The sequence below is a fragment of the Natrinema sp. H-ect1 genome, assembly GCF_041821105.1.
GTDB lineage: Archaea > Halobacteriota > Halobacteria > Halobacteriales > Natrialbaceae > Natrinema > Natrinema thermotolerans.
In genome coordinates this window covers 461,042-479,903 of record NZ_JBGUBA010000003.1, presented here as the reverse complement: position 1 = coordinate 479,903, position 18,862 = coordinate 461,042, and the positions used below count along the sequence as shown (strand labels likewise).

The 18,862-nt window shown below is 64.4% G+C and carries 16 protein-coding genes and 1 tRNA gene; 8 read left to right on the top strand and 9 right to left on the bottom strand.

The genetic code is table 11. The features are described 5' to 3' along the window. Nucleotides 1–171 precede the first annotated feature (171 nt). On the top strand, nt 172–1,008 hold the full coding sequence (locus ACERIM_RS10640; protein WP_006649888.1) for an NAD(+)/NADH kinase: 837 nt from the start codon (nt 172–174) through the stop codon (nt 1,006–1,008). Here ACERIM_RS10640 and ACERIM_RS10635 read toward each other — a convergent pair whose 3' ends face one another. From ACERIM_RS10635 to ACERIM_RS10625, 3 genes are all read right to left on the bottom strand, one after another. Then, nucleotides 1,009–1,659 carry a DsbA family protein gene (locus ACERIM_RS10635; RefSeq protein ID WP_006649887.1) on the bottom strand — a complete coding sequence of 217 codons (651 nt, stop codon included), beginning with the start codon at nt 1,657–1,659 and terminating at the stop codon, nt 1,009–1,011. A gap of 108 nt (nt 1,660–1,767) precedes the next feature. Beyond that, complete coding sequence (locus tag ACERIM_RS10630) at nt 1,768–2,526, bottom strand: hypothetical protein (RefSeq protein WP_006182746.1); 759 nt, start codon at nt 2,524–2,526, stop codon at nt 1,768–1,770. 232 nt (nt 2,527–2,758) lie between these two features. Then, nucleotides 2,759–3,679, bottom strand: coding sequence for a DNA polymerase beta superfamily protein (locus ACERIM_RS10625; RefSeq protein ID WP_373632520.1), 921 nt, complete (start codon nt 3,677–3,679; stop codon nt 2,759–2,761). A gap of 319 nt (nt 3,680–3,998) precedes the next feature. Here ACERIM_RS10625 and ACERIM_RS10620 point away from each other — a divergent pair, with 319 nt between their 5' ends. Both ACERIM_RS10620 and mptA read left to right on the top strand, forming a co-directional pair. Next, nucleotides 3,999–4,202 carry a hypothetical protein gene (locus ACERIM_RS10620; RefSeq protein WP_373632519.1) on the top strand — a complete coding sequence of 68 codons (204 nt, stop codon included), beginning with the start codon at nt 3,999–4,001 and terminating at the stop codon, nt 4,200–4,202. Between the two features lie 212 nt (nt 4,203–4,414). Beyond that, nucleotides 4,415–5,341, top strand: coding sequence for a GTP cyclohydrolase MptA (gene mptA, locus ACERIM_RS10615; RefSeq protein ID WP_006649884.1), 927 nt, complete (start codon nt 4,415–4,417; stop codon nt 5,339–5,341). On the opposite strand, the gene ACERIM_RS10610 is transcribed toward mptA, so the two are convergent. Together ACERIM_RS10610 and ACERIM_RS10605 are read right to left on the bottom strand one after the other, a co-directional pair. Beyond that, a complete protein-coding gene (locus ACERIM_RS10610; protein ID WP_006649883.1) occupies nt 5,338–6,141 on the bottom strand; it encodes a TrmB family transcriptional regulator in 804 nt (267 codons plus the stop codon). The genes mptA and ACERIM_RS10610 overlap by 4 nt on opposite strands. An 82-nt stretch (nt 6,142–6,223) precedes the next feature. Beyond that, on the bottom strand, nt 6,224–7,870 hold the full coding sequence (locus tag ACERIM_RS10605) for a DUF255 domain-containing protein (RefSeq protein WP_373632517.1): 1,647 nt from the start codon (nt 7,868–7,870) through the stop codon (nt 6,224–6,226). Between the two features lie 125 nt (nt 7,871–7,995). Between ACERIM_RS10605 and ACERIM_RS10600 the strand changes: the two genes are divergently transcribed. After that, nucleotides 7,996–8,580, top strand: a complete 585-nt coding sequence (locus ACERIM_RS10600) for an FxsA family protein (RefSeq protein WP_006649881.1) — start codon at nt 7,996–7,998, stop codon at nt 8,578–8,580. A gap of 75 nt (nt 8,581–8,655) precedes the next feature. Further along, a tRNA-Ile gene (locus ACERIM_RS10595) sits at nt 8,656–8,729 on the top strand. A 1,509-nt stretch (nt 8,730–10,238) separates the two neighbouring features. Here ACERIM_RS10595 and ACERIM_RS10590 read toward each other — a convergent pair. The 4 genes from ACERIM_RS10590 to ACERIM_RS10575 form a co-directional block, all read right to left on the bottom strand. Beyond that, entirely contained in the window at nt 10,239–10,601 is a 363-nt protein-coding gene (locus ACERIM_RS10590; RefSeq protein WP_006182752.1) for a hypothetical protein, read from the bottom strand. A gap of 130 nt (nt 10,602–10,731) precedes the next feature. Next, nucleotides 10,732–11,157: a hypothetical protein gene (locus tag ACERIM_RS10585; protein ID WP_006649880.1), complete on the bottom strand. Its 426-nt coding sequence runs from the start codon at nt 11,155–11,157 to the stop codon at nt 10,732–10,734. Between the two features lie 311 nt (nt 11,158–11,468). Then, complete coding sequence (locus tag ACERIM_RS10580; protein ID WP_373632515.1) at nt 11,469–12,233, bottom strand: IclR family transcriptional regulator; 765 nt, start codon at nt 12,231–12,233, stop codon at nt 11,469–11,471. A gap of 179 nt (nt 12,234–12,412) precedes the next feature. Further along, on the bottom strand, nt 12,413–13,576 hold the full coding sequence (locus tag ACERIM_RS10575; protein WP_373632513.1) for an acyl-CoA dehydrogenase family protein: 1,164 nt from the start codon (nt 13,574–13,576) through the stop codon (nt 12,413–12,415). A gap of 226 nt (nt 13,577–13,802) precedes the next feature. Here ACERIM_RS10575 and ACERIM_RS10570 point away from each other — a divergent pair, with 226 nt between their 5' ends. The 3 genes from ACERIM_RS10570 (at nt 13,803) to ACERIM_RS10560 (ending at nt 18,719) form a co-directional block, all read left to right on the top strand. Beyond that, entirely contained in the window at nt 13,803–14,840 is a 1,038-nt protein-coding gene (locus tag ACERIM_RS10570) for a TAXI family TRAP transporter solute-binding subunit (protein WP_373632511.1), read from the top strand. Nucleotides 14,841–14,845: 5 nt separating this feature from the next. Continuing rightward, entirely contained in the window at nt 14,846–17,044 is a 2,199-nt protein-coding gene (locus ACERIM_RS10565; protein WP_373632510.1) for a TRAP transporter permease, read from the top strand. 106 nt (nt 17,045–17,150) lie between these two features. Beyond that, entirely contained in the window at nt 17,151–18,719 is a 1,569-nt protein-coding gene (locus ACERIM_RS10560) for a long-chain fatty acid--CoA ligase (RefSeq protein WP_049965517.1), read from the top strand. The last annotated feature ends 143 nt before the right edge of the window (nt 18,720–18,862 follow it).

Below are 18,862 nucleotides of genomic sequence, written 5' to 3'. Positions count from 1 at the left end.
GGTGTCGACTGCGATCGCCGGTGGGAGACGGGAAAGCCGACGCCATACTGGACACTGCGACGGGGTCGTCGCAGGGGTTCACCTGACCGGAATCGTTCCATCCGGATTAAGCTTGTTGCCGCTGGCCGGACAAGCGTGGGTTTTTGACGTAGCGGCGGGTAGCCGCCGCCGATGGACGTCGCCGTCGGAATCGTCGCCCAGCGCGACAACGAGCGTGCACAGGACCTCGCCGCCGCCCTCGTCGACGCACTCGAGGCGGCCGGCGCGAGCGCAGTCGTCGACGAGGCCACGGGCGCGGCGATCGCGGCGACCCCCGTACCGGTCGACTCGATGGACGATCGCGACCTCGTCGTAAGCATCGGCGGCGACGGGACCCTGCTGTTCGTCGCCCGCGAGGTCAGCCCCGTGCCGATCATGGGAGTCAACCTCGGTGAGGTCGGCTTTCTCAACGCCGTCGCCCCCGAGAACGCCGTCGACGTCGTCACCGATGTCGTCGCGGACATCGCGCGGACGGGCCGCGTCGAGGGCCGGGAACTGGCGCGGCTCCGGGCGACCGGCGTCGACGAGGACTGGACGCTCGCGCCCGCGCTCAACGAGATCGTCGTCCACGGGCGGCGACGCGGCCACGGCGGCGGTGCGACGATCGAGGTCCGGGTCGACGGCCAGTCGTACGCGGAGAGCCACGCCGACGGTGTCCTCGTCGCGACCCCGACGGGCTCGACCGCCTACAACTTGAGCGAGGGCGGGCCGCTGGTCCACCCCGCGACGAACGCCGTCATCGTCACGCAGATGGCCGCGACCGAGTCGATGCCGCCGCTGGTCGTCGAACCGGACACCGAAATCAGCCTCACGGTCACCGATGCCGACACCGCCTACGCGATCAGCGACGGCCGCAACAGACAGCAACTCGAGCCGCCCGCGACGGTGACGGTCTCGCTGGCGGCCGACCCGGTCACGCTCGTCGGCCCACAGGCCAACTTCTTCGACGGCCTCGACAAACTCGAGTGACTACTGGCCGTCGACGAGTCGCTCTACGTGTTCCGGCGGCACCGCGCCGCGGGCGACGTGGCCGTCCGAGACGAACGTCGGAACGCCGGTGACGCCCGTCTGTTGGGCCTCCGCAAACAGGTCCTCGAGTTCCGCCCGGATGCCGTCGTCGGCGACCGCGTCGCGGATCTCATCGACCGGTAGCCCGCAGTCGTCGGCGAGATCGGCCAGCACGTCGACGTCACCGATGTCACGCCCGTCCTGCCACAGTGCGGTGTAGATCGCCTCGTCGAATGCCCCCCACTGCTCGGGGTACTCCCCCTTGACGTACCACGAGGCGACCTGCGCGTCGAAGGAGTCGACGTCGGTCGCGATCTCCTGGGCCATCTCGGCGTCGTATTCCTCCTGCAGCCGGCGGACGTTCTGTCTGGCCTGCTCGTAGTACTCGTCGCTCTTGCCGTCGTCGACGTCGTGATCGATCGAGCCGTCCGCGTTTCGCTTCCCGCGTCGGAGGTCGAAGGGGTGCCACTCGACGGCAAGCGGCTCGTCGCGGCCCTCGCGGTACTGGGCGAGCGAGCGGGTCCCCAGATAACAGAACGGACAGACGTAGTCGGCGTAGATCTCGATACGATCGGTCGCCTCGGTAGTCGGGCCGGTGTCAGCGTCGGTCATAACACCGGTAGGGTTCTGAGAGGGAAAAGTCGCCGGTCCCCGGCAGCGGCGGCCACGGCTCAGGCCGCGGCCGGAGAGACAGTGCGAACGGGGTCCAGCGGACGCCGCCTACGACTCCGATTCGGACGGCGATGCGTCACCGGTCTCGGTCGCGTCCGGCAGGTTCGGATCGCGGTAGGGATTGCGGCCGTAGGCCGGCAACTCGTCCTCGAGTTGCTCCTTCAGGACACGACGGAGCCGGTTCAGGCTCGTCGTATCCAGCCCGTAGTCGGCTGCGAGCCGCTCGAACGTCTCCTCGTCGGTGATGTCGTGGGCCCGGTACTGGGCGAACAGCTCCTCCATGCGGTCGGCCGACAGCGCCTGCGCGTCGATCTCGTCGAGCCCGAAGTACTGCTTCCGGTCGACGTCGACCACGTGGCGGATCACCACCAGCGCGACCTTCTCGATGGCGCGCTGACTACCGAACTCGGTGAGATCGATCTCGTCCATGACGCCGAGTGCCAGATCGCGCTGCCACGGCGTCACCTCTAAGGCGTTACACAGCGCCTGCGTGGTCCGCAGTCGATCGAGGTGGTGGGCACGCTCACTGTAGCCCGGCGTGGCCGCGTGCTGTTCGTCGTGGAGACGGCGCACGCTCTCGGAGAGGTCGGCGTCGGGCGACTCCGCCCGCCCGATGACCGTCGCACTCGGCGTGACGACGCCCCACTGGCGGACCGTCGAGTCGCGCTGGACGTCCGCCCGCGAGAGCGAGCCGGAGCCGGGTCGGGTCTCGAGGCGGCGCTCGCCGTCCGGATCGGCGTGGGAGCCGTCGGTCTCGGCCGCGACTGGCTCGGTAGCTGGACCGGAGTCGGCACCGTCGTCTTGCATCGTCTGTCGCTCGGAGAGGGAGCGTGAAAAAGGCTCGCTCCGTGGGATCGATCGGCTGGACGGACTGACAGGTCCGCTAACAGGTTTTCCGGGGCAGGCGGAAACTCGAGCGGACGGTTCACTGCCGGTTCGGAGAGCAACGCCGTCGCTCGAGGGTGTTGGCGGTTCGCGAAAAGCCCTTCGTAGCTTCACCTTGTGACCAGAGACACTTAAAGAACGACGCCGGCGCGAGCTATCGGACCGCCGCGATCAGGTCGTCGACGAACCCGTCGAGTCGGGCCGGGTCGGGGCCGGCCCGCGCGTGAACGTCCGGATCGATCTCCCGCGGCGGCTGGGCGAACGGCCGACCCACGGCGTCGCCGACTCGCTCGCTGCCCTCGCCGGCCCGTTTTCGCTCGAGGAGGTCTCGAGCCCGTTCGATCCGGTCGGCGTCGAAGACGGCCGGTGCCTGCTCGGTGAGAAACGACTCGAACTCGAGCGCGGGCAGGTCGTGGTCGCCGCGGTCCCCGGTCGCCGTGAGGTACCGCGCGGCCATCGCCGCCCTGTAGATGGTCAGGTTTCGCTTCACTGTGGGTTTCGTCTGGGTTTCCCGAAAGCGTTCGTCGGCAGCCGCGACCGCCGTCGTCCCGTCGTCGGTCTCGACGACGTATTCGTCGTCGCGCGCTTCCAGAATGGGAAACAGTTCGTCGTCGCTTCGGACCAGATGGTGCGAGATGTACTTCCGGTAGTTGCCCGTCGCGATGCCGCGCCACGCGTGATAGAGGTCGATCGGGTTGTACGTCCGCTCGATGTACTGCCAAAGCGGGGCGGGGTCGTACGCGCGACGGTATCGAATCGGACTCCGCAACAGATCGATCGCGCCGTCGTTCGAGTCCGCGAGCAACCCCGCGAACGTCCGCACGTCCCAGCCCTGATACTCGAATTCGCCGCGGTCCTCGACGATCGTCTCCGGCGGCCCCTCGAGGTGGGCGTACCGACGCAGGTCGGTCGGAACGAAGACGAACCCCACGTCGTAGTCGCTAGCGGGACTGGCCGCGCCCCACGCGTGGCTGCCGCGGGCGACCGCCAACGGGACCGCGACGTCGCGGGCGCGCTCGATCGTCGTCAAGTGGTCGTCGACGGTCGTACGGACGACTGCCGAGACGGTAGTCATAGCTGTCGCTCGAGGCCGGTGAGAACGACACCGCGAGAAGACCGGGTGACGAATGCCCTTCGTAGCTTCACCTTGTGACCAGAGGCACTTAAGGGCCGACCCCCGGCCGTCGCGATAGCTCGGAGGGAGCGTTGCAACTGCCGAACGGAACACCCGGAGAACGGCCGTCGTCTTCCCGTCATATCCCCACCTTGTGACCAGAGATACTTAAAGAAACGACGGCTGTGAGTGAGAGACTGCGGAGACGAGCCCTGCGTCCCGGCGGAAACATGTCGGACAGTCAAGAAGCGTTATAACTCGTGCCGTGCTAGCTATATCGATGTCCGCTCTCCGGGACGCACTGTTCGAGTGGGACCTGAACCGGGTGGCGAGGATCGGCTGCTCCGCGTTGGCCGTCTTTCTCGCACGACGCGTCACGGACGACGTCCTCATCGGCCTCGGTGCAATGGTGGTCTTTCTGGTCGTCCTCTCGATCCCGTGGGACATAGCGGAGCGTCTCGCAAATCGGTCGCGCGACTCGTGAGTAGCGATGCCGGCGTCACCCCTCCGACGCCGGCCGAGAACGGCGTCGTGACTGTCGAACGAAAATCCCGGAGAACGACGACCTCCCGTCATAGCTCCACCTTGTGACCAGAGATACTTAAAGAAACGACGGCTCGAGCCGCCGTCGAGATCGAGGCGCAAGCGACCCCCGGTTCCGAAAGGTTGAATCGCCCGCTACCCTGAATGCGGCCAATGAGTCATCAGTTGCCGGACGTGCAGGCCACGTCACCCGACGTCACCGTCGGCCTGAGTCAGGTCGGCGTCACCGGCGTCGACAAGCTCGTCAAGATCGCCCGCGAGGGCAAACGACCGATCGTCCTCACCGCCGAGTTCGAGGTCTTCGTCGACCTTCCGGGCTGGCGCAAAGGGGCCGACATGAGCCGCAACATGGAGGTCATCGACGAGATCCTCGAGGACGCGACCCGCGAGGAGGCCTACGGCGTCGAGGAGGTCTGTGGCGAAGCCGCCGAACGGCTGCTCGAGAAACACGACTACACCTCGAAGACCGAGGTTTCGATGGAAGCCGAGTTCATGCGCCGGGAGCAGACCCCCGCGAGCGACCGCGAGACCCAACACACCGTCGACATCGTCGCTTCGGCGACGGCGACCGACGAGGGGACCCGCGAGGAGATCGGCGCGACGGTCACCGGGATGACCGTCTGTCCCTGCTCGCAGGGGATGTCCGCCGCCCGCGCGAAGGAGACCCTCGAGGACTTAGGCGTCGAGGAGGGGACGATCACGGAGTTCTTAGATGAAGTCCCGCAGCCGGGCCACTCCCAGCGAGGGCACGCGACGCTGACCGTCGAGGCCAGTGGCGACCCCGAGGTCGATCTGAACGACATCATCGACATCGCCCGGGACTCGATGAGCGCGCGGATCTACAACCTCGCGAAACGGCCCGACGAGGACCACATGACCTACGCGGCCCACGCCGACGCGAAGTTCGTCGAGGACTGCGTGCGCGCGCTGGCGGAGGGCGTCGTCGACGAGTTCGACCACCTCGACGACGACGCGGTGATCACGATGAGTCAGTCCAACGACGAGTCGATCCACCAGCACAACGCCCACGCCGAGCGGGTCGTCAAGCTGGGAACGCTGCGCGACGAGATCGACCGTTAGAACTCGAGCGACTCGGCCTCGTCCCACCGCGGGACGAACTCCTCGTGAACGTTCGCGGCGAACTCCGGATCCTTCAGATCGATCATGGCGAAGGCCTCGCCCGAGGACAGCGGGTTAGGGACCTGAATACAGACCTCGACGCCGTCGATGATGTTGAACGAGCCCGTAATGTCGTCGTTCGTACGGACGTCGAAGTCGTCTCGCTGCTGGAGGGTTTCCCGGTAGCGCCGCCCCACTTCCTCCGACATCGAGCCGACCATTTCCCGCGTCATCAACAGGTCGATCGAGACGCCTCGATCGAGGGCGTCCTCGAGCTGGGCGTTGATCTCCTCGCTGGCGGCCTGCATGTCCCACTGGGGCGACGGGTGCGACGAGACCATCACGATGTCACGGTCGGCGGCCGCCAACCGCTCCAGGAGCAGGTCCTTCGTCTCCTCGGGGCCGACCGCGGCGGTCCAGAACTGCTCCTCGACGGGCTCGGCGGCGTCGAGTTCGTCGGCCAGGTCGTCGACGATCGACTCGTACTGGTCGGCCTTCTCCTCGAGTTCGCGTTTCTTGTCCTCGAGGAGCCGGTCCAGCGCCGTCGAGGGCTCGACGGCGACGTACTTCTTCGGCCGGCTGGCGGTCTGGCTGCGGACGAGATTGTACTGTTCGATGCTGTTCAACACGTCGTAGATCCGCCCCATCGGGACGTCGCTCGCCCGGGACAACTCTTTGGCCGTTGTGGGGCCGGTGTTGAGTAGCGATCGGTAAGCTCGAGCTTCGTACTCGGAGAGCCCGAGATCCCTGAGACTGGCCATGTCCGAGAGCAACCCGCTGAAGAGACATAAACACTGTGGTAGTTTGGCGTTTCGACGGCGTCGGCCGTGAGGGGACCGAACGTCAGTCGAGAAGCTGCTGGACCGCGTCGCTCAACTCGGCTGGAGTTTCGGCAGTGGCTGACACGGCTTCGCCCAGTTCGGCCCACGCCGTCCCCGACTCGCGGTCGGCATCGGGGACGACCACCTTCTCGTGGTCGGCCATCCGCAGCGCCGCCCGATGGAGGTCCGAGCCGGGGTCGTCGCCAACGCGAATCACCAGCGGGCCCTCGAGCAGTCGGGAGGTCGCCGTCGCGTACTGGGCGATCTGGACGCCGAAGCGCTCGCTGGCCCCTGCGAAGGCCTCGAGCGTGTTCCGTGCGTACTCGCGGTAGCGGTCCTCGCCGGACAGCGCCGCCAGATCGATCAACGCGTCCGCGAGGGCGACGTTGGCGTCCAGCGGCCGCAGCGGGCGATCACAGAGCCCGACACCCTCGGCAGGGCCGTCGAGGAACGAGTCCCCGTCGTGGAGCCGCTCGATCGTCGCATCGGCGACCGCGGTCGCGTCCGTGAGCGCGTCCGTCTCGATGGTACTCGCGACCGTCGTCAGGGCCGCCAGCGTGCGGGCCTGGTTGGTGAGCAATGGAAGCGCGTCGCCGTCCCCGTCGCGTTCGATCGCGTCCTCGCGTGCGTGCGCGACCACGCCGTCGGCGAGCAGGTCCGTCCGGAGGGTCTCGAGCGCGCGTTCGGCGTAGCGGCGGGCCCGTTCGTCGTCGGTGTAGGCGTAGTAGGTCAACAGGCCGTCGATCGCCAGCGCGTTCGGCCCGGCGAAGACGCCCGAATCGACCGGCGGTTCGTCGGCGGCCGCGCGATCGGTCGCGTCGAGGCTGTGGGCGTCGGCGTCGCCCGGGGCCTGACTGTTGGCGAAGGCGTCGACCTCGTCGTTCCACAGCGTCGTCGTCAGGTAGTCGATGGTATCGGCGGCGGGGTCGCGGTACTCGTCTTTCCCGGTCAGCAGGTAGGCGTTGGCGAAGGCCCGCACCAACGCGCCGTTGGAATCGAGCAGTTTCTCGCGCTGGAGTCCCGACCAGTCCCGGTCGGTCGCGAACCGGTAGAACCCGCCGTCGTACTCGTCTAACAGGTTCGCACTGACCGCGTCGTAGGACCGCAGCGCCATCTCGCGGTCGCGTTTGAGCGCGAACTCGAGGGCGTCGGGCAGGGGGAACTTCGGGCTCTGGCCCCAGCCGCCGGCGGTTTCGTCGTAGGTGTCGGTGAGATGGCCGAGCATCCCCTGTTCGATCTCGGCGGTCAGCTCGCCGGCCGGCGGGTTGTCCTCCCGCAGCGGCCGGGGAATGCGGGCCGCGCCGCTGCCTTTCGTCTCCCACATGGTCCGGACGCTGTCTAAGACCTGACGCATCCCGTCGGGGCCGAGATAGCCCGCACCGGTCAGGACCTCGCCGTTCGGGGCGAGAAAGACCGTCGACGGAAAGCCGCCCATGTTGTACCGGTCGCGGACCCGCGGGTACCGGTCGACGTCGACCCGGACGGGGACGAAACTGTCGTTGAGGTTGGCCGCGATCCGGGGCTCGGCGTAGGTCTCCTCGTCCATCTCGTGGCAGTGGTCACACCACGTCGCGGTCAGCGAGAGCAAGACGGGGCGGTCGGCCTCGGCGGCCTCGTCGAAGGCCGCCTGTCCCCACTCGCGCCACTCGACGCGGGTCGTATCGTCCATACCGGGGCGACGGGAGTCGCGGGCGTAAGCCCTTCGTTCGCGTATCGCAGTCGGCCCGACGCGGCTCGGTTCCGTTGCCAGGCTGAGAGTAAAAGATTTTCACCCGTCGGCGGCTAGATCGTGGTATGCTCCGGTGGATCTTCGCGCTGTTGCTCATCCCGTTTCTCGACGCCGTGTTGCTCGCGGTGATCGTCACCCAGTTCGGGTTCCTGAACTGGGTCGGGATGATACTGCTCGTCGTCCTGACCGGCCTCGTCGGGATGCTCCTCGTCCGCGCCGAAGGCCGGCGGACGATCCGGAAGATGCAACGGTCGATGGCTCAGGGACAGCCCCCGACGAACGAACTGCTCGACGGGGGCCTGCTGATCGCCGCCGGAGCGTTCCTGCTGACCCCCGGACTGGTGACTGACCTGCTCGGGTTCCTACTGGCCGTTCCGCTGACCCGAGTCCCGATCCGAATGGCCCTCAAACGCTACGTAGTCGTCCCCTACGCGGACAAGAAGACCGGCGGGTTCGCCAGCGGCGGGGTCTGGACGTTCGGCTTCCCCGACGAGGACCCGACTCGAGACGTCGGCGACTCGAGCGACGGTGAAACCTATGATCTCGGTGAGGACGCCTACAGCGTCGACGATGAGGACGCCTACACGATCGACTTCGAGGACGAGCGGCCGGACGACGGCGACGACGAGGACGATCCCCTCGCTCGGTAGCGGTTCGCACGGGTCGGGAAGAAAGAAACGCTTAAACGTCCCACCGAGCAACTACTGAGTGCGAAGGACGGACGCGGGCCAATAGCTCAATTAGGTTGAGCGCCACTCTGATAAGGTGGAGGCTCTCGGTTCAAATCCGAGTTGGCCCATTTCTGCTGCGAACAACGCGAACGTAGTGAGCCGTGAGCAGCGGAAATACAATCAACTCGGATTTGAATTACGGAAGTCGCACGCTCACGAGCGAAGCGAGTGAGACCGTCTTCCGGTGGTTCAAATCCGAGTTGGCCCATTTCTGCTGCGAACAACGCGAACGTAGTGAGCCGTGAGCAGCGGAAATACAATCAACTCGGATTTGAATTACGGAAGTCGCACGCTCACGAGCGAAGCGAGTGAGACCGTCTTCCGGTGGTTCAAATCCGAGTTGGCCCATACTTTTGCGGCGAGCAACCTCGCGAGCCGCAAATATGGAATCCTGCTCGGATTTGAAGTAGAGAAGTCGCACGCCCGCACAGCCGAGCGTAGCGAGGCGAGCAGGACCGTCTTGGCGTAGTTCAAATCCGAGTTGGCCCCTTTCTACTGCGAACAACGCGAACGTAGTGAGCTGTGAGCGGCGGAACGACAATCGACCCACTTCTCACGACGATCGACCACGAAAGTCATGCATACGCGCTGCCACGAGGACCTGTGCCACAGCAGCCGCAGTTGGTGACCGGACCGTCCGTCTCCGATATGACTCCGAGTCGATCTAGACGGTTGCGGCGAGCGATTCCTCGAGCCACACAGAGAGCGCGACCGGACCGCGTCTCGAGGCGACGGACGTGAGCCGGCGGAAGATCCAATTGTCGCTGAGCGACAGCTGTGGCCGCTTAAAACACAGGGCACCACTCACACGAACGCGACGATCCGCAGTCCGAATCTCGTGAGTGGCACAGTCATACCAGATTTGGAGATAGTTACGAAAGAGTAGATAGAGTGAGAGCGCCGATCTCGAGGCCCAGGAACCAAAGAAGGTCCTATGGATGCCAAAAGCTAAATAGCGTACGCTCTACCGGTTATAGGTTGCCGATCTCGAAACGAGTTGACTCACATCAATGAGAAACACTGGTTACGTCAAGCACTGAATACTGCCGTTTTGAGACTGTTATCAGCATCTTAGTCACGCACGAATCGCCAGAGCGATAGAGAGTCTTTAGTATATTAATTCTGGTAGTATCTAAGTATAGTCGGGTATAAGACATTCAAACTGTGTTCGCCGAATCGGCCGTACCGAGTCGGTGGACAGTATTAGTCCCCGTTACGACCCGAGACCAACGTGGGGCAGTACGGCGAACGGAGGCTGGTATCGATCGGTTCTCCAGAACCGATCGCCAGTGTATCGGCCCACCGTGAAACAGCGGCCAACAGCGGCGAAATCGATCGGATTCGCCGACTACGCGTACGGTACGGACGATCGAGCGGTCATCGAAAAGGGACGCCCGGCCAGCCGAGTTATACAGGCATATATCTGTAATAGTTTGAGTGACGGTCGGGCGACTGTCTCGACCGGCAACACCGGACTGGATCCGCCTGCGCGACAGGGGATATGCGTTTCCCGATGCTGGCCGCGACTCAAGGGGAACCGAAACGGAGTGACGGCCGGTCGCCACAGTCGATGCCGATCACGGCATCAACGGCGTCAGTAGCGGTTCCCGGGAGACCAACAGGACGACGTTGTTGCTCGCGAAGAGGGCGTAGCAGCAGACGATGGCCACGACGAAGCCGACGTCGAACGGCCTCGAGAGGACGTAGCCGATCGCGATCACGGCACCGGCGTAGATGACGGCGGCGAGGACGACACCGGCGAGCCCGAAGAGATCGTGGAGGAAGACCGTCACGGGGTTGAGTTCGTAGGCGTACGGGACGGTGAAAAAGCCCACTGTCGCGACGAGGTCGACGAACCAGACGGCAAAGAAAGCGGTACGGAGGCTGGTGGTCCCAGGTCGATCCAATCCGATTCCGAACGCGTCCGCTGTGTCCACCATCGTGGTCGGATCGAAGGGCCGCCAAGCATTACGCCTTGGACTTGCTGATTCCGGCCCTGTGGGAAGTTCACACTGCTCAGCCGGCAGGACTGTTCCGGGACGATCGGATCGGAGCGACCGTGAAACCGGCTTACAACTCCTCCGAAATGCGGTCGAATCTGTCGTCGTGACAGTCAGTCGGTTTCGACGGCAGGCGTCGGCGGGCGCGTAACTCGCCGTCGATGACGGCAGTCAGGAAAACGTCGTCCGGTTCCATGCCGTCGAATCGTTCGGCCGGCAACACGAGTTGGTCGACGACCGCCTCACCGTCCTCGAGCAGGAGGACGACGTGGTCACCGTCGACGATCCGATCCACGACGCCGACGTACAGATCGCTGCCGTCGATTCCATCGCCGGTCGCCGCGTCGTCGACTGGCGGCCGTCCACGAGCTGGGGAAGCATCGGGGTGAGAGTCGTCAGCCGCACTGGCAGTCGTCACTGTGGCGGCTGCCCCGATGCCGAGGGCACTGAGCGTTTGAAGGATCGTGCGTCGCGGTCGTCGGGTGTGGTCCGACATACCCCGCTTGGCCGCGGAATGTCGTATAAACTCTCGGCTGGGGACCACCGCCTACCCGTTCGGTAGACACCGTCGGGTCTGGGATCGGTCGTCTCGGTCATCGTGCGACCGATTGTAGAGCGGGGGGAACGCGTATGGGTGCTGACGGCGGCCTTCGAACATTTCGAAAGACGTGTTTCACATAGCGGAACACTGAACCCGAGAATCGGGTCGCATGACGGATTGTTGGTCGTTCGAGACGAAAGAATCGATTACGTTCCAGCCAGCGGAACAGGGGGACCGAGCGGCAGTCGGGCAGCGAGATGGCACAATCACCCGTACGCGAGCGTGACTTTGATCTCGCCCGCCTTGTCCCGGAGGCGAGTCGCCAGATCGTCGTGAACGTAGGTGTCGGTGAACCGACTCGTCGGCCCGAAGACGGCCAGCGAACCGAGGAATTCGTCGGCAGGGGTATAGACGGGCACGGCGATCCCACGAAGGCCGTCCATATGTTCCTGTTCGTTCACCGCGTAGCCGCGGTCCCGAACCCGCTCGAGTTCGTCGAAGAGCGCGTCGGGATCGGTGATCGTGTTCTCCGTGTGTGCCTCGAGACCGGTCCGTTCGGCGTAGGCCGCGACGGCATCGTCGTCCCACTCCGCGAGAATCACTTTCCCGGAGGCCATCGAGTGCAACGGTCGACGCTGGCCGATCATCGAGTTCGAGAGGCTGCCGTAGCGGTGGACGTAGACTGCGTCGTCGTCCTCTTCGACGATGAACACCGCGCGTTCGTCGGTCTCCGTTCCGAGTTCGAACACCGCTCGCTTCGCGGCCGAGTATCCCGTCTTCCGGGACCGGGCCTGTTCCCCGAGTTCGACGAACCGAAACCCGACGTAGTAGCGACCGTCTCGTTCGATCACGTACCCTAACTCCGTCAGCGTCCGAAGGTGGCGGTAGACGGTGCTTTTGGGAAGATCCGTCCGCTCGGTGAGGTCGGCGATGGTGACCCCCTCCTCGTCTTTGAGTGCCTCGAGGAGCCGGAACGTCTTCCGCGTCGTGGAAACCCCGGCCCCGTCGTCCCCATCTCGATCCATGCCCATGTGGGATACTGTTCGGAAGGCGCAATTAATATTTCGGATATTGGAACGGGAGTACTGGCGAGCGGGACGGTCGTTTCCGAAGCCGAGTCGGTTCGGTCGGAGAGATCCCCGCCGGAGCAGAATCAGTGGTTGGGATGGAGGAGAGAAAACGGGAGAGAACGCGAACCGGCGACGCGGCGTTACTGGTAGGCGGGGATGCCGGTGAACTCCTCGCCGAGGACGAGCGTGTGGATGTCGTGCGTGCCCTCGTAGGTGTAGACCGTCTCGAGGTTGGACATGTGTCGCATCGGCGAGTAGTCGGTGGTGATGCCGTTGCCGCCGAGCATCTCGCGGGCGATGCGGGCCTGGTTTCGGGCCATGCGGACGTTGTTTCGCTTCGACATCGAGACGTGCTGTGGCCGCATCTCGCCGCGCTCTTTGAGTTCAGCGAGCCGGTGAGCCAGCAACTGTGCCAGCGTGATCTGGGTGCCCATCTCCGCGAGCTTGCGCTGTTGGAGCTGGAACCGACCGATCGGGCCGCCGAACTGGTCGCGATCCTTCGCGTACTGTCGGGCCTCCTCGAAACAGTCGCGGGCGGCCCCGACCGCGCCCCAGGCGATGCCGTAGCGGGCCTGCGTGAGACAGGACAGCGGCCCCTTCATTCCCTCGACGCCGGGGAGGACGTTCTCCTCGGGCACGTGGACGTCGTTCAGGCCGATCTCGCCCGTGATCGAGGCCCGCAGCGAGAGCTTGTCGTCGATCTTGTTGGTCGTGACGCCGTCGCGGTCGGTCTCGACGAGGAACCCGCGAACGGGATCGTCCTCGGCCGACTGATCACGCGCCCAGACGATAGCGACGTCGGCGATCGGCGAGTTCGTGATCCAGGTTTTGGAGCCGTTGAGGACGTAGCCGTCGCCGTCGCGCTCGGCGCGGGTCTCCATCGCCGACGGGTTCGAGCCGTGTTCGGGTTCGGTGAGGCCGAAGCAACCGATCGCCTCGCCCCGTCCCATCTCCGGCAGCCACTCCTCTTTCTGTTCCTCGCTCCCGTAAGCATGGATCGGGTACATGACCAACGCGCCCTGGACCGACGCCATCGAACGCAGCCCGGAGTCACCGGCCTCGAGTTCCTGCATCAACAGGCCATAGGCCGTCTCGGAGACGTTCGGCGAGCCATAGCCCTCGAGATTGGGGGCGTAGAAGCCGAGTTCCCCCATCTTCGGGATGAGTTCCTTCGGGAACGTCCCCGCCTCGAAGTGGTCGCCGATGTCGGGCTTGACGTGTTCTTCGACGAACTCCCGGGCCGTGTCCCGGATCATCCGTTCTTCTTGATCGAGGTCTTCTTCGAGCTGAACGAAATCCAGCATACCTAGACCTACGGGAATGGCACAATAGGTATTGCGATACCGCTTGCCACGTTAGCGATCACCGAAACGACGGCGGACGGCCGCTCAGAACCGTCACTGACCGAACAGGGAGCCCGTCCGTCAGCAATACTGTCGGCTGGATGACTGCAATCCGGCGCCATCAATAAGGATCCAATTCCAACAGATAGCGGAAGGACTATAACAGGTAACTATGAAGAGATGCCCCATGGCGAAGGAACACAAGCACACGGATAGGCATTCGACTCGACGATCAGTTCTCGCAGCTGCAGGCGTCGGTGCGGCGACGGCACTGGCTGGCTGTTCCGGGAGCGGAAACAGCGACGAGCAGACCGTCCGGATGCGAACTTCGACCTCGAGTACGACGGCTTACAGTGCGAACCAGGGTCTCGCGAGTGCGGTTAACGATCAGACCGACGACCTCTTCGTCGAAGCGCAAACGAGCCAGGGGACCGAAGCGAACATCGGCGCTCTCCAGAGCGAGGACGCCGAGATGGTCTACATCCAGAACTGGTCGGCCTACGACGTTCAGCAGGGCAACGACCCGTACGGCCAGCTCAACTTCGACATGGTCCAGATTTTCCACTACTACGACCTACCGTGGTTCTTCATCACCAACGACTCGGATCTCGAGACGCTGTCGGACATCGGGTCCGGTACGAACGTCTCGCCGACGCCGGAGGGGTCCGGGACCGCACCTGCCCTCGAGAAGGCGCTCGGCTACGCTACGGACGGCTACAAGCGCGCGAGCGTGAGCTACGGTAGCCAGGGCGGTGCGATGAACGAGAACCAACTCGACGTCGGAGTGGGGACGCTGATGAACTTCTCGATAACCCCGAGCTGGCTCCAGCAGATCGCGAGCGAGGTCGACATGAAGGTCCTCGACGTTGAAGACTCGACCGCGCAGTCGTGGGAGGACGACGAACGGTTGCTGTCCCAGACGGTCGACACCGGCCAGATCGAGAACGCGACGACGCCGGGCGAGGTGTCCGCTCCGACGTTCGCATACAACTTCGTCGCGCGTAACGACCTCGACTATGATACCGTCTACGACTTCCTCACGGCGATGCACGAGAAGAAGGCGGAACTCGCAGACTACCACGGTCTCCTAGGAACCTTCGAGAGCAACGACTTCTGGGTCAAGAACATGTACGACGGAGTTCCGTTCCACCCCGCCGCGGCAGACTTCTACAAGGACGAACTCGGCGTCTGGAACGAGGACTTCGAGCGAGCCGACGAGAAGTAGTATCGATGTCTCCAACGAATCGGCGTTCCGAACGAGGGGTTCCCCTGCGCGCATTCGACCTCACCACCTACGCGTTAGGGGCCAGTCTGACGCTGTTCACTCTGTTGTACGCCGTCTCGCTCGTGTTCGGATGGCCGCTAGAGGGAATCGTCGGCGAGCCGGCGTGGGTGACGCGGGTCGAACGGTACATGATCCTGTTCTTCGGGATGGGGACGGCGCTGTACTATCTCGATTACGCCGGGGATCGGTTCGGCGTGACGGGGAAGAGCGCTGACGACGGAGCCGGTGACGATGTAACGGTCGAATCGCCATCGCAATCGCCGGATTTGGACGCCAAAGCGAGACTCCGTCGCATCTATGCGGTGATCGACCCCTACGTCGCCGTCGCGTTAGCCGTGACAGCCGTTGCAGCGACGGCCTACGTCTACTTCAACTTCACCCGGCTTCAGGGAGACGCGTTCATCCTCGGATACAACACGACAGATCACATCATCGGCGGGATACTGATCGCACTCGCGATCGACGTGACTCGCCGAGCGTTCGGGACGGTCATCGCGGCCGTCGCCGTCCTCTCTGTCCTGTACGCTCACTCGATGGTCGGCACGCAGCTGTTCGGCGTGTTTCGCCACTCGGGGATGAGTTGGCAACAGATCGCCGAGAACGGCGCGGTCGGGATCAGTGGCGTCTACGACCCCACGCTCATGCGAGTCGGGTCGACGTGGGTCGCGATCTTCATCATGTTCGCCGGCCTCGCGAAGACCTACGGTCTGATGGACTTCGTCCGTGAGATCGGCGAGGAACTCGGGACGAGTCTCCGGACTGGCGTCGTCCAGATCGCCGTCATCTCGAGCATGATCATGGGTTCGATCACCGGTAGCGCGGCGGCCAACACCGCGACGACCGGCAGCTTCACCATCCCGATGATCAAGGACCAGGGCGTCGGCGACGACGTCGCCGCCTCGATCGAGGCGGTCGCCTCCGCGGGCGGGCAGATGCTGCCCCCGGTGATGGGCGTCGCGGCGTTCCTGATGGCCGACATCATTCAGGTCCCGTATCTGGACATCGTGCAGGCAGGCGTCATTCCGGCGGCGCTGTTCTACTTCAGCGTCTGTCTCGCCGTTCACTTCACGATACTCAAATTCGGCTGGATCTCGAGCGACCTGACGTCGTTCAACTGGCGGCTCCTCCTCCGGGGCTTGCACTTTACCATCCCGATGGGTGTGCTTCTGGTGACGCTCGTAGTACTCCGATACTCACCGTTCGCGGCGGGGATGTACACCATCTTCACGACCATCGGTGTGATGTACGTCCGGAACCTCGTCGTCAGATTCCTCGAAGTCGATCTCGAGGACGGAGTCGAACTCGAGACGAAAGACGTCTCGGGCTACGAAATCGCCGCAAGTGTAGCCCGGACGACCAAACAGACGCTCGACGGGTTCAAACAGGGCGGCATCGACATGGCACCGCTCGTCGGCGTCCTTGCAGCCATGGGCGTAATTATCAAGCTCCTCGAGGGGACCGGGTTGACGGCCCGCGTCGCGACGAGCATCATCGGGATGAGCGAAGTGAGCCTCCTCGGGTTCGGCGGCGGGCTGTTCGTCGTCCTGTTCCTCGCGATGATCGCGAGCATCCTGTTCGGGCTCGGGATGCCGACGCCCGCGGCGTACATCCTCGTGGCGATCCTGGTCGCGAAGCCGATCACTGATCTCGGGACGCCGGTCATCGCGACGCACATGTTCGTGTTCTACTTCGCGATGCTGTCGGCGATCACGCCGCCGGTCGCGATCTCGGTCGCGGTTGGCGCACGGATCGCGGGCGCGAGCTTCCTCCAGTCGTGTAAGCAGGCGCTCCGGCTCGGTGCGCCCGGGTTCGTCATCCCCTACGCGTTCATCGCGAACGAGAGTCTCATCTACTGGTCGAGCGAGACGCTGCTCGCGTTTCCCGTCGTGCTGGCCGGCACGGTCGGTCTGATCGTCACGACGATCGGATTCGACGGAGCGCAGAGTCTCTCCGCGATCACTCGCGCGCTCTATCTCGTCCTGGCGTTAATCGCGATGTTCGGCTCGATCGTCCACATCGCCATCCAACTCGTCGCCGCAGCAGCGATCGTCGCCGCGTTGCTACACGCCCGATACGTCGTCGGCTACGATCTGCCGAACAACACCGGCACCGAGTCCGGCATGGATCCGACGACGCTCGACTGATCGAGGCCCGACAGGGCACTCGAGTCGCGCTTTCTCGAAAACAACCGAAGTAAATGGAAGCGCCGAGTGACAACCCTTTTGCGACCGGGGTAACCATACACAAGGTATGACAAACCTCGTGACGGAGGTCGTCGAGACCGTCGATGCGAACCCGGAATCGCCCGCGATCGCGTACGAAGGGACCGAACTGAGCTACGAGGCGTTCTGGCAGCGAGCCGGACAGTTCGCACAGGCCCTCGAGAATCGTGGCATCGGCGAGGGCGACCGCGTCGGCATCTACCTGCCGAACCTGCCGCAGTTCGTCACGGCCTTCTACGGCACCCTGCGTGCCGGCGGGATCATCGTCCCGATGAACCCCCAGTACAAGTCCCGTGAGATCAGCCACATGCTGGGCGACAGCGGGGCGAAAGCCGTCGTGGCGCTTGCCGACCTCGTCCCCAACGTCCTCGAGGTACAGGACGATACGGACGTCGAGCAGGTCGTCAGCGTCGGAGCTGACGTCGATGGCGCGACCGAGTTCGACGACTTCCTCGCCGAGGACACCAAAGCCGTCGTCGATCGTGCGGACGACGACGTCGCGGTCCAGCCCTACACCTCCGGGACGACGGGCACGCCGAAGGGCGTCCTCCTGACCCATCACAACCTAGCCTTTACGACCCGGGCCAACGCCGTCATCCCGCCGGGCGGCTTCCAGGCCTCCGACCGACTCATCGGGACGCTCCCGCTGTTTCACATCTACGGCATGTCCGTCGTCATGAACGGCGCGATGTACAGCGGCGGCACCTACTACCCGGTGCCGGAGTGGGACGCCACCGAGGTGATGAACCAGCTCGAGGACGACGAGATCACCATCATGTTCGCCGTCCCCGCGATGTTCAACGACATGATCAACCACCCGGACGCCGAGAGCTACGAGTTCGAGTCCCTGCGCTTTGCCAACTCCGGCGGCTCGAGTCTCCCGCTGGAAGTCCTCGAGCGGTTCGAGGACCTCTGGGACGTCCAGCTCAACGAGGGCTACGGTCTGACCGAAACGAGTCCGGTCACCCACGCCAACACCAACGAGAGCCGTCGGAAGGGCAGCATCGGCCAGCCCCTCGAGGGCGTCGAGGCGAAGATCGTCGACGAGGACTTCGAGGAGGTCCCCCGCGTTGCGGAGGGCCCGATCGACGAGGAGGAGGCCGCGATCCACGACATCACCGGCGAACTCGTCATCCACGGCCCCAACGTGATGAAGGAGTATTACGGCCTGCCGGAGGCCAACGAGGAGGCCTTCACTAACGAGGACGGCAAGCGCTGGTTCCACACCGGCGACATCGGCTACTGGGACGAGGACGACTTCTTCTACGTTGTCGACCGCGAGAAACACATGATCGTCACGGGCGGGTACAACGTCTACCCGCGCGAAGTCGAGGAACTCCTCTTCGAACACGAGGACGTCGCCGACGCCGCCGTCGTTGGGGTACCGGACGAGCGCCGCGGCGAGACCGTAAAAGCGTTCGTCGTGACGACGCCCGACGCCGAGGCGACGCCCGAGGACATCAAGCAGTACTGCCTCGAGAACCTCGCGGAGTACAAACACCCCCGCGAGGTCGAGTTCGTGCAGGCACTGCCCCGGACGACGACCGGGAAGGTCCAGAAGTTCGAACTCCGTGGCGAAGGCGAAAACGAGCAATAGACGGCTGAACCCGCCCCGACAGCCTGATCGCGGGCGGCCCGCCGCCGGCCGTCGCCGGTTTCCATCGTGACCGACGATCCGGCAGTCGGGTTAACAACACCAACCGGGGATTGTATCCGAAGCTACTTTGTAAGACGAACCCA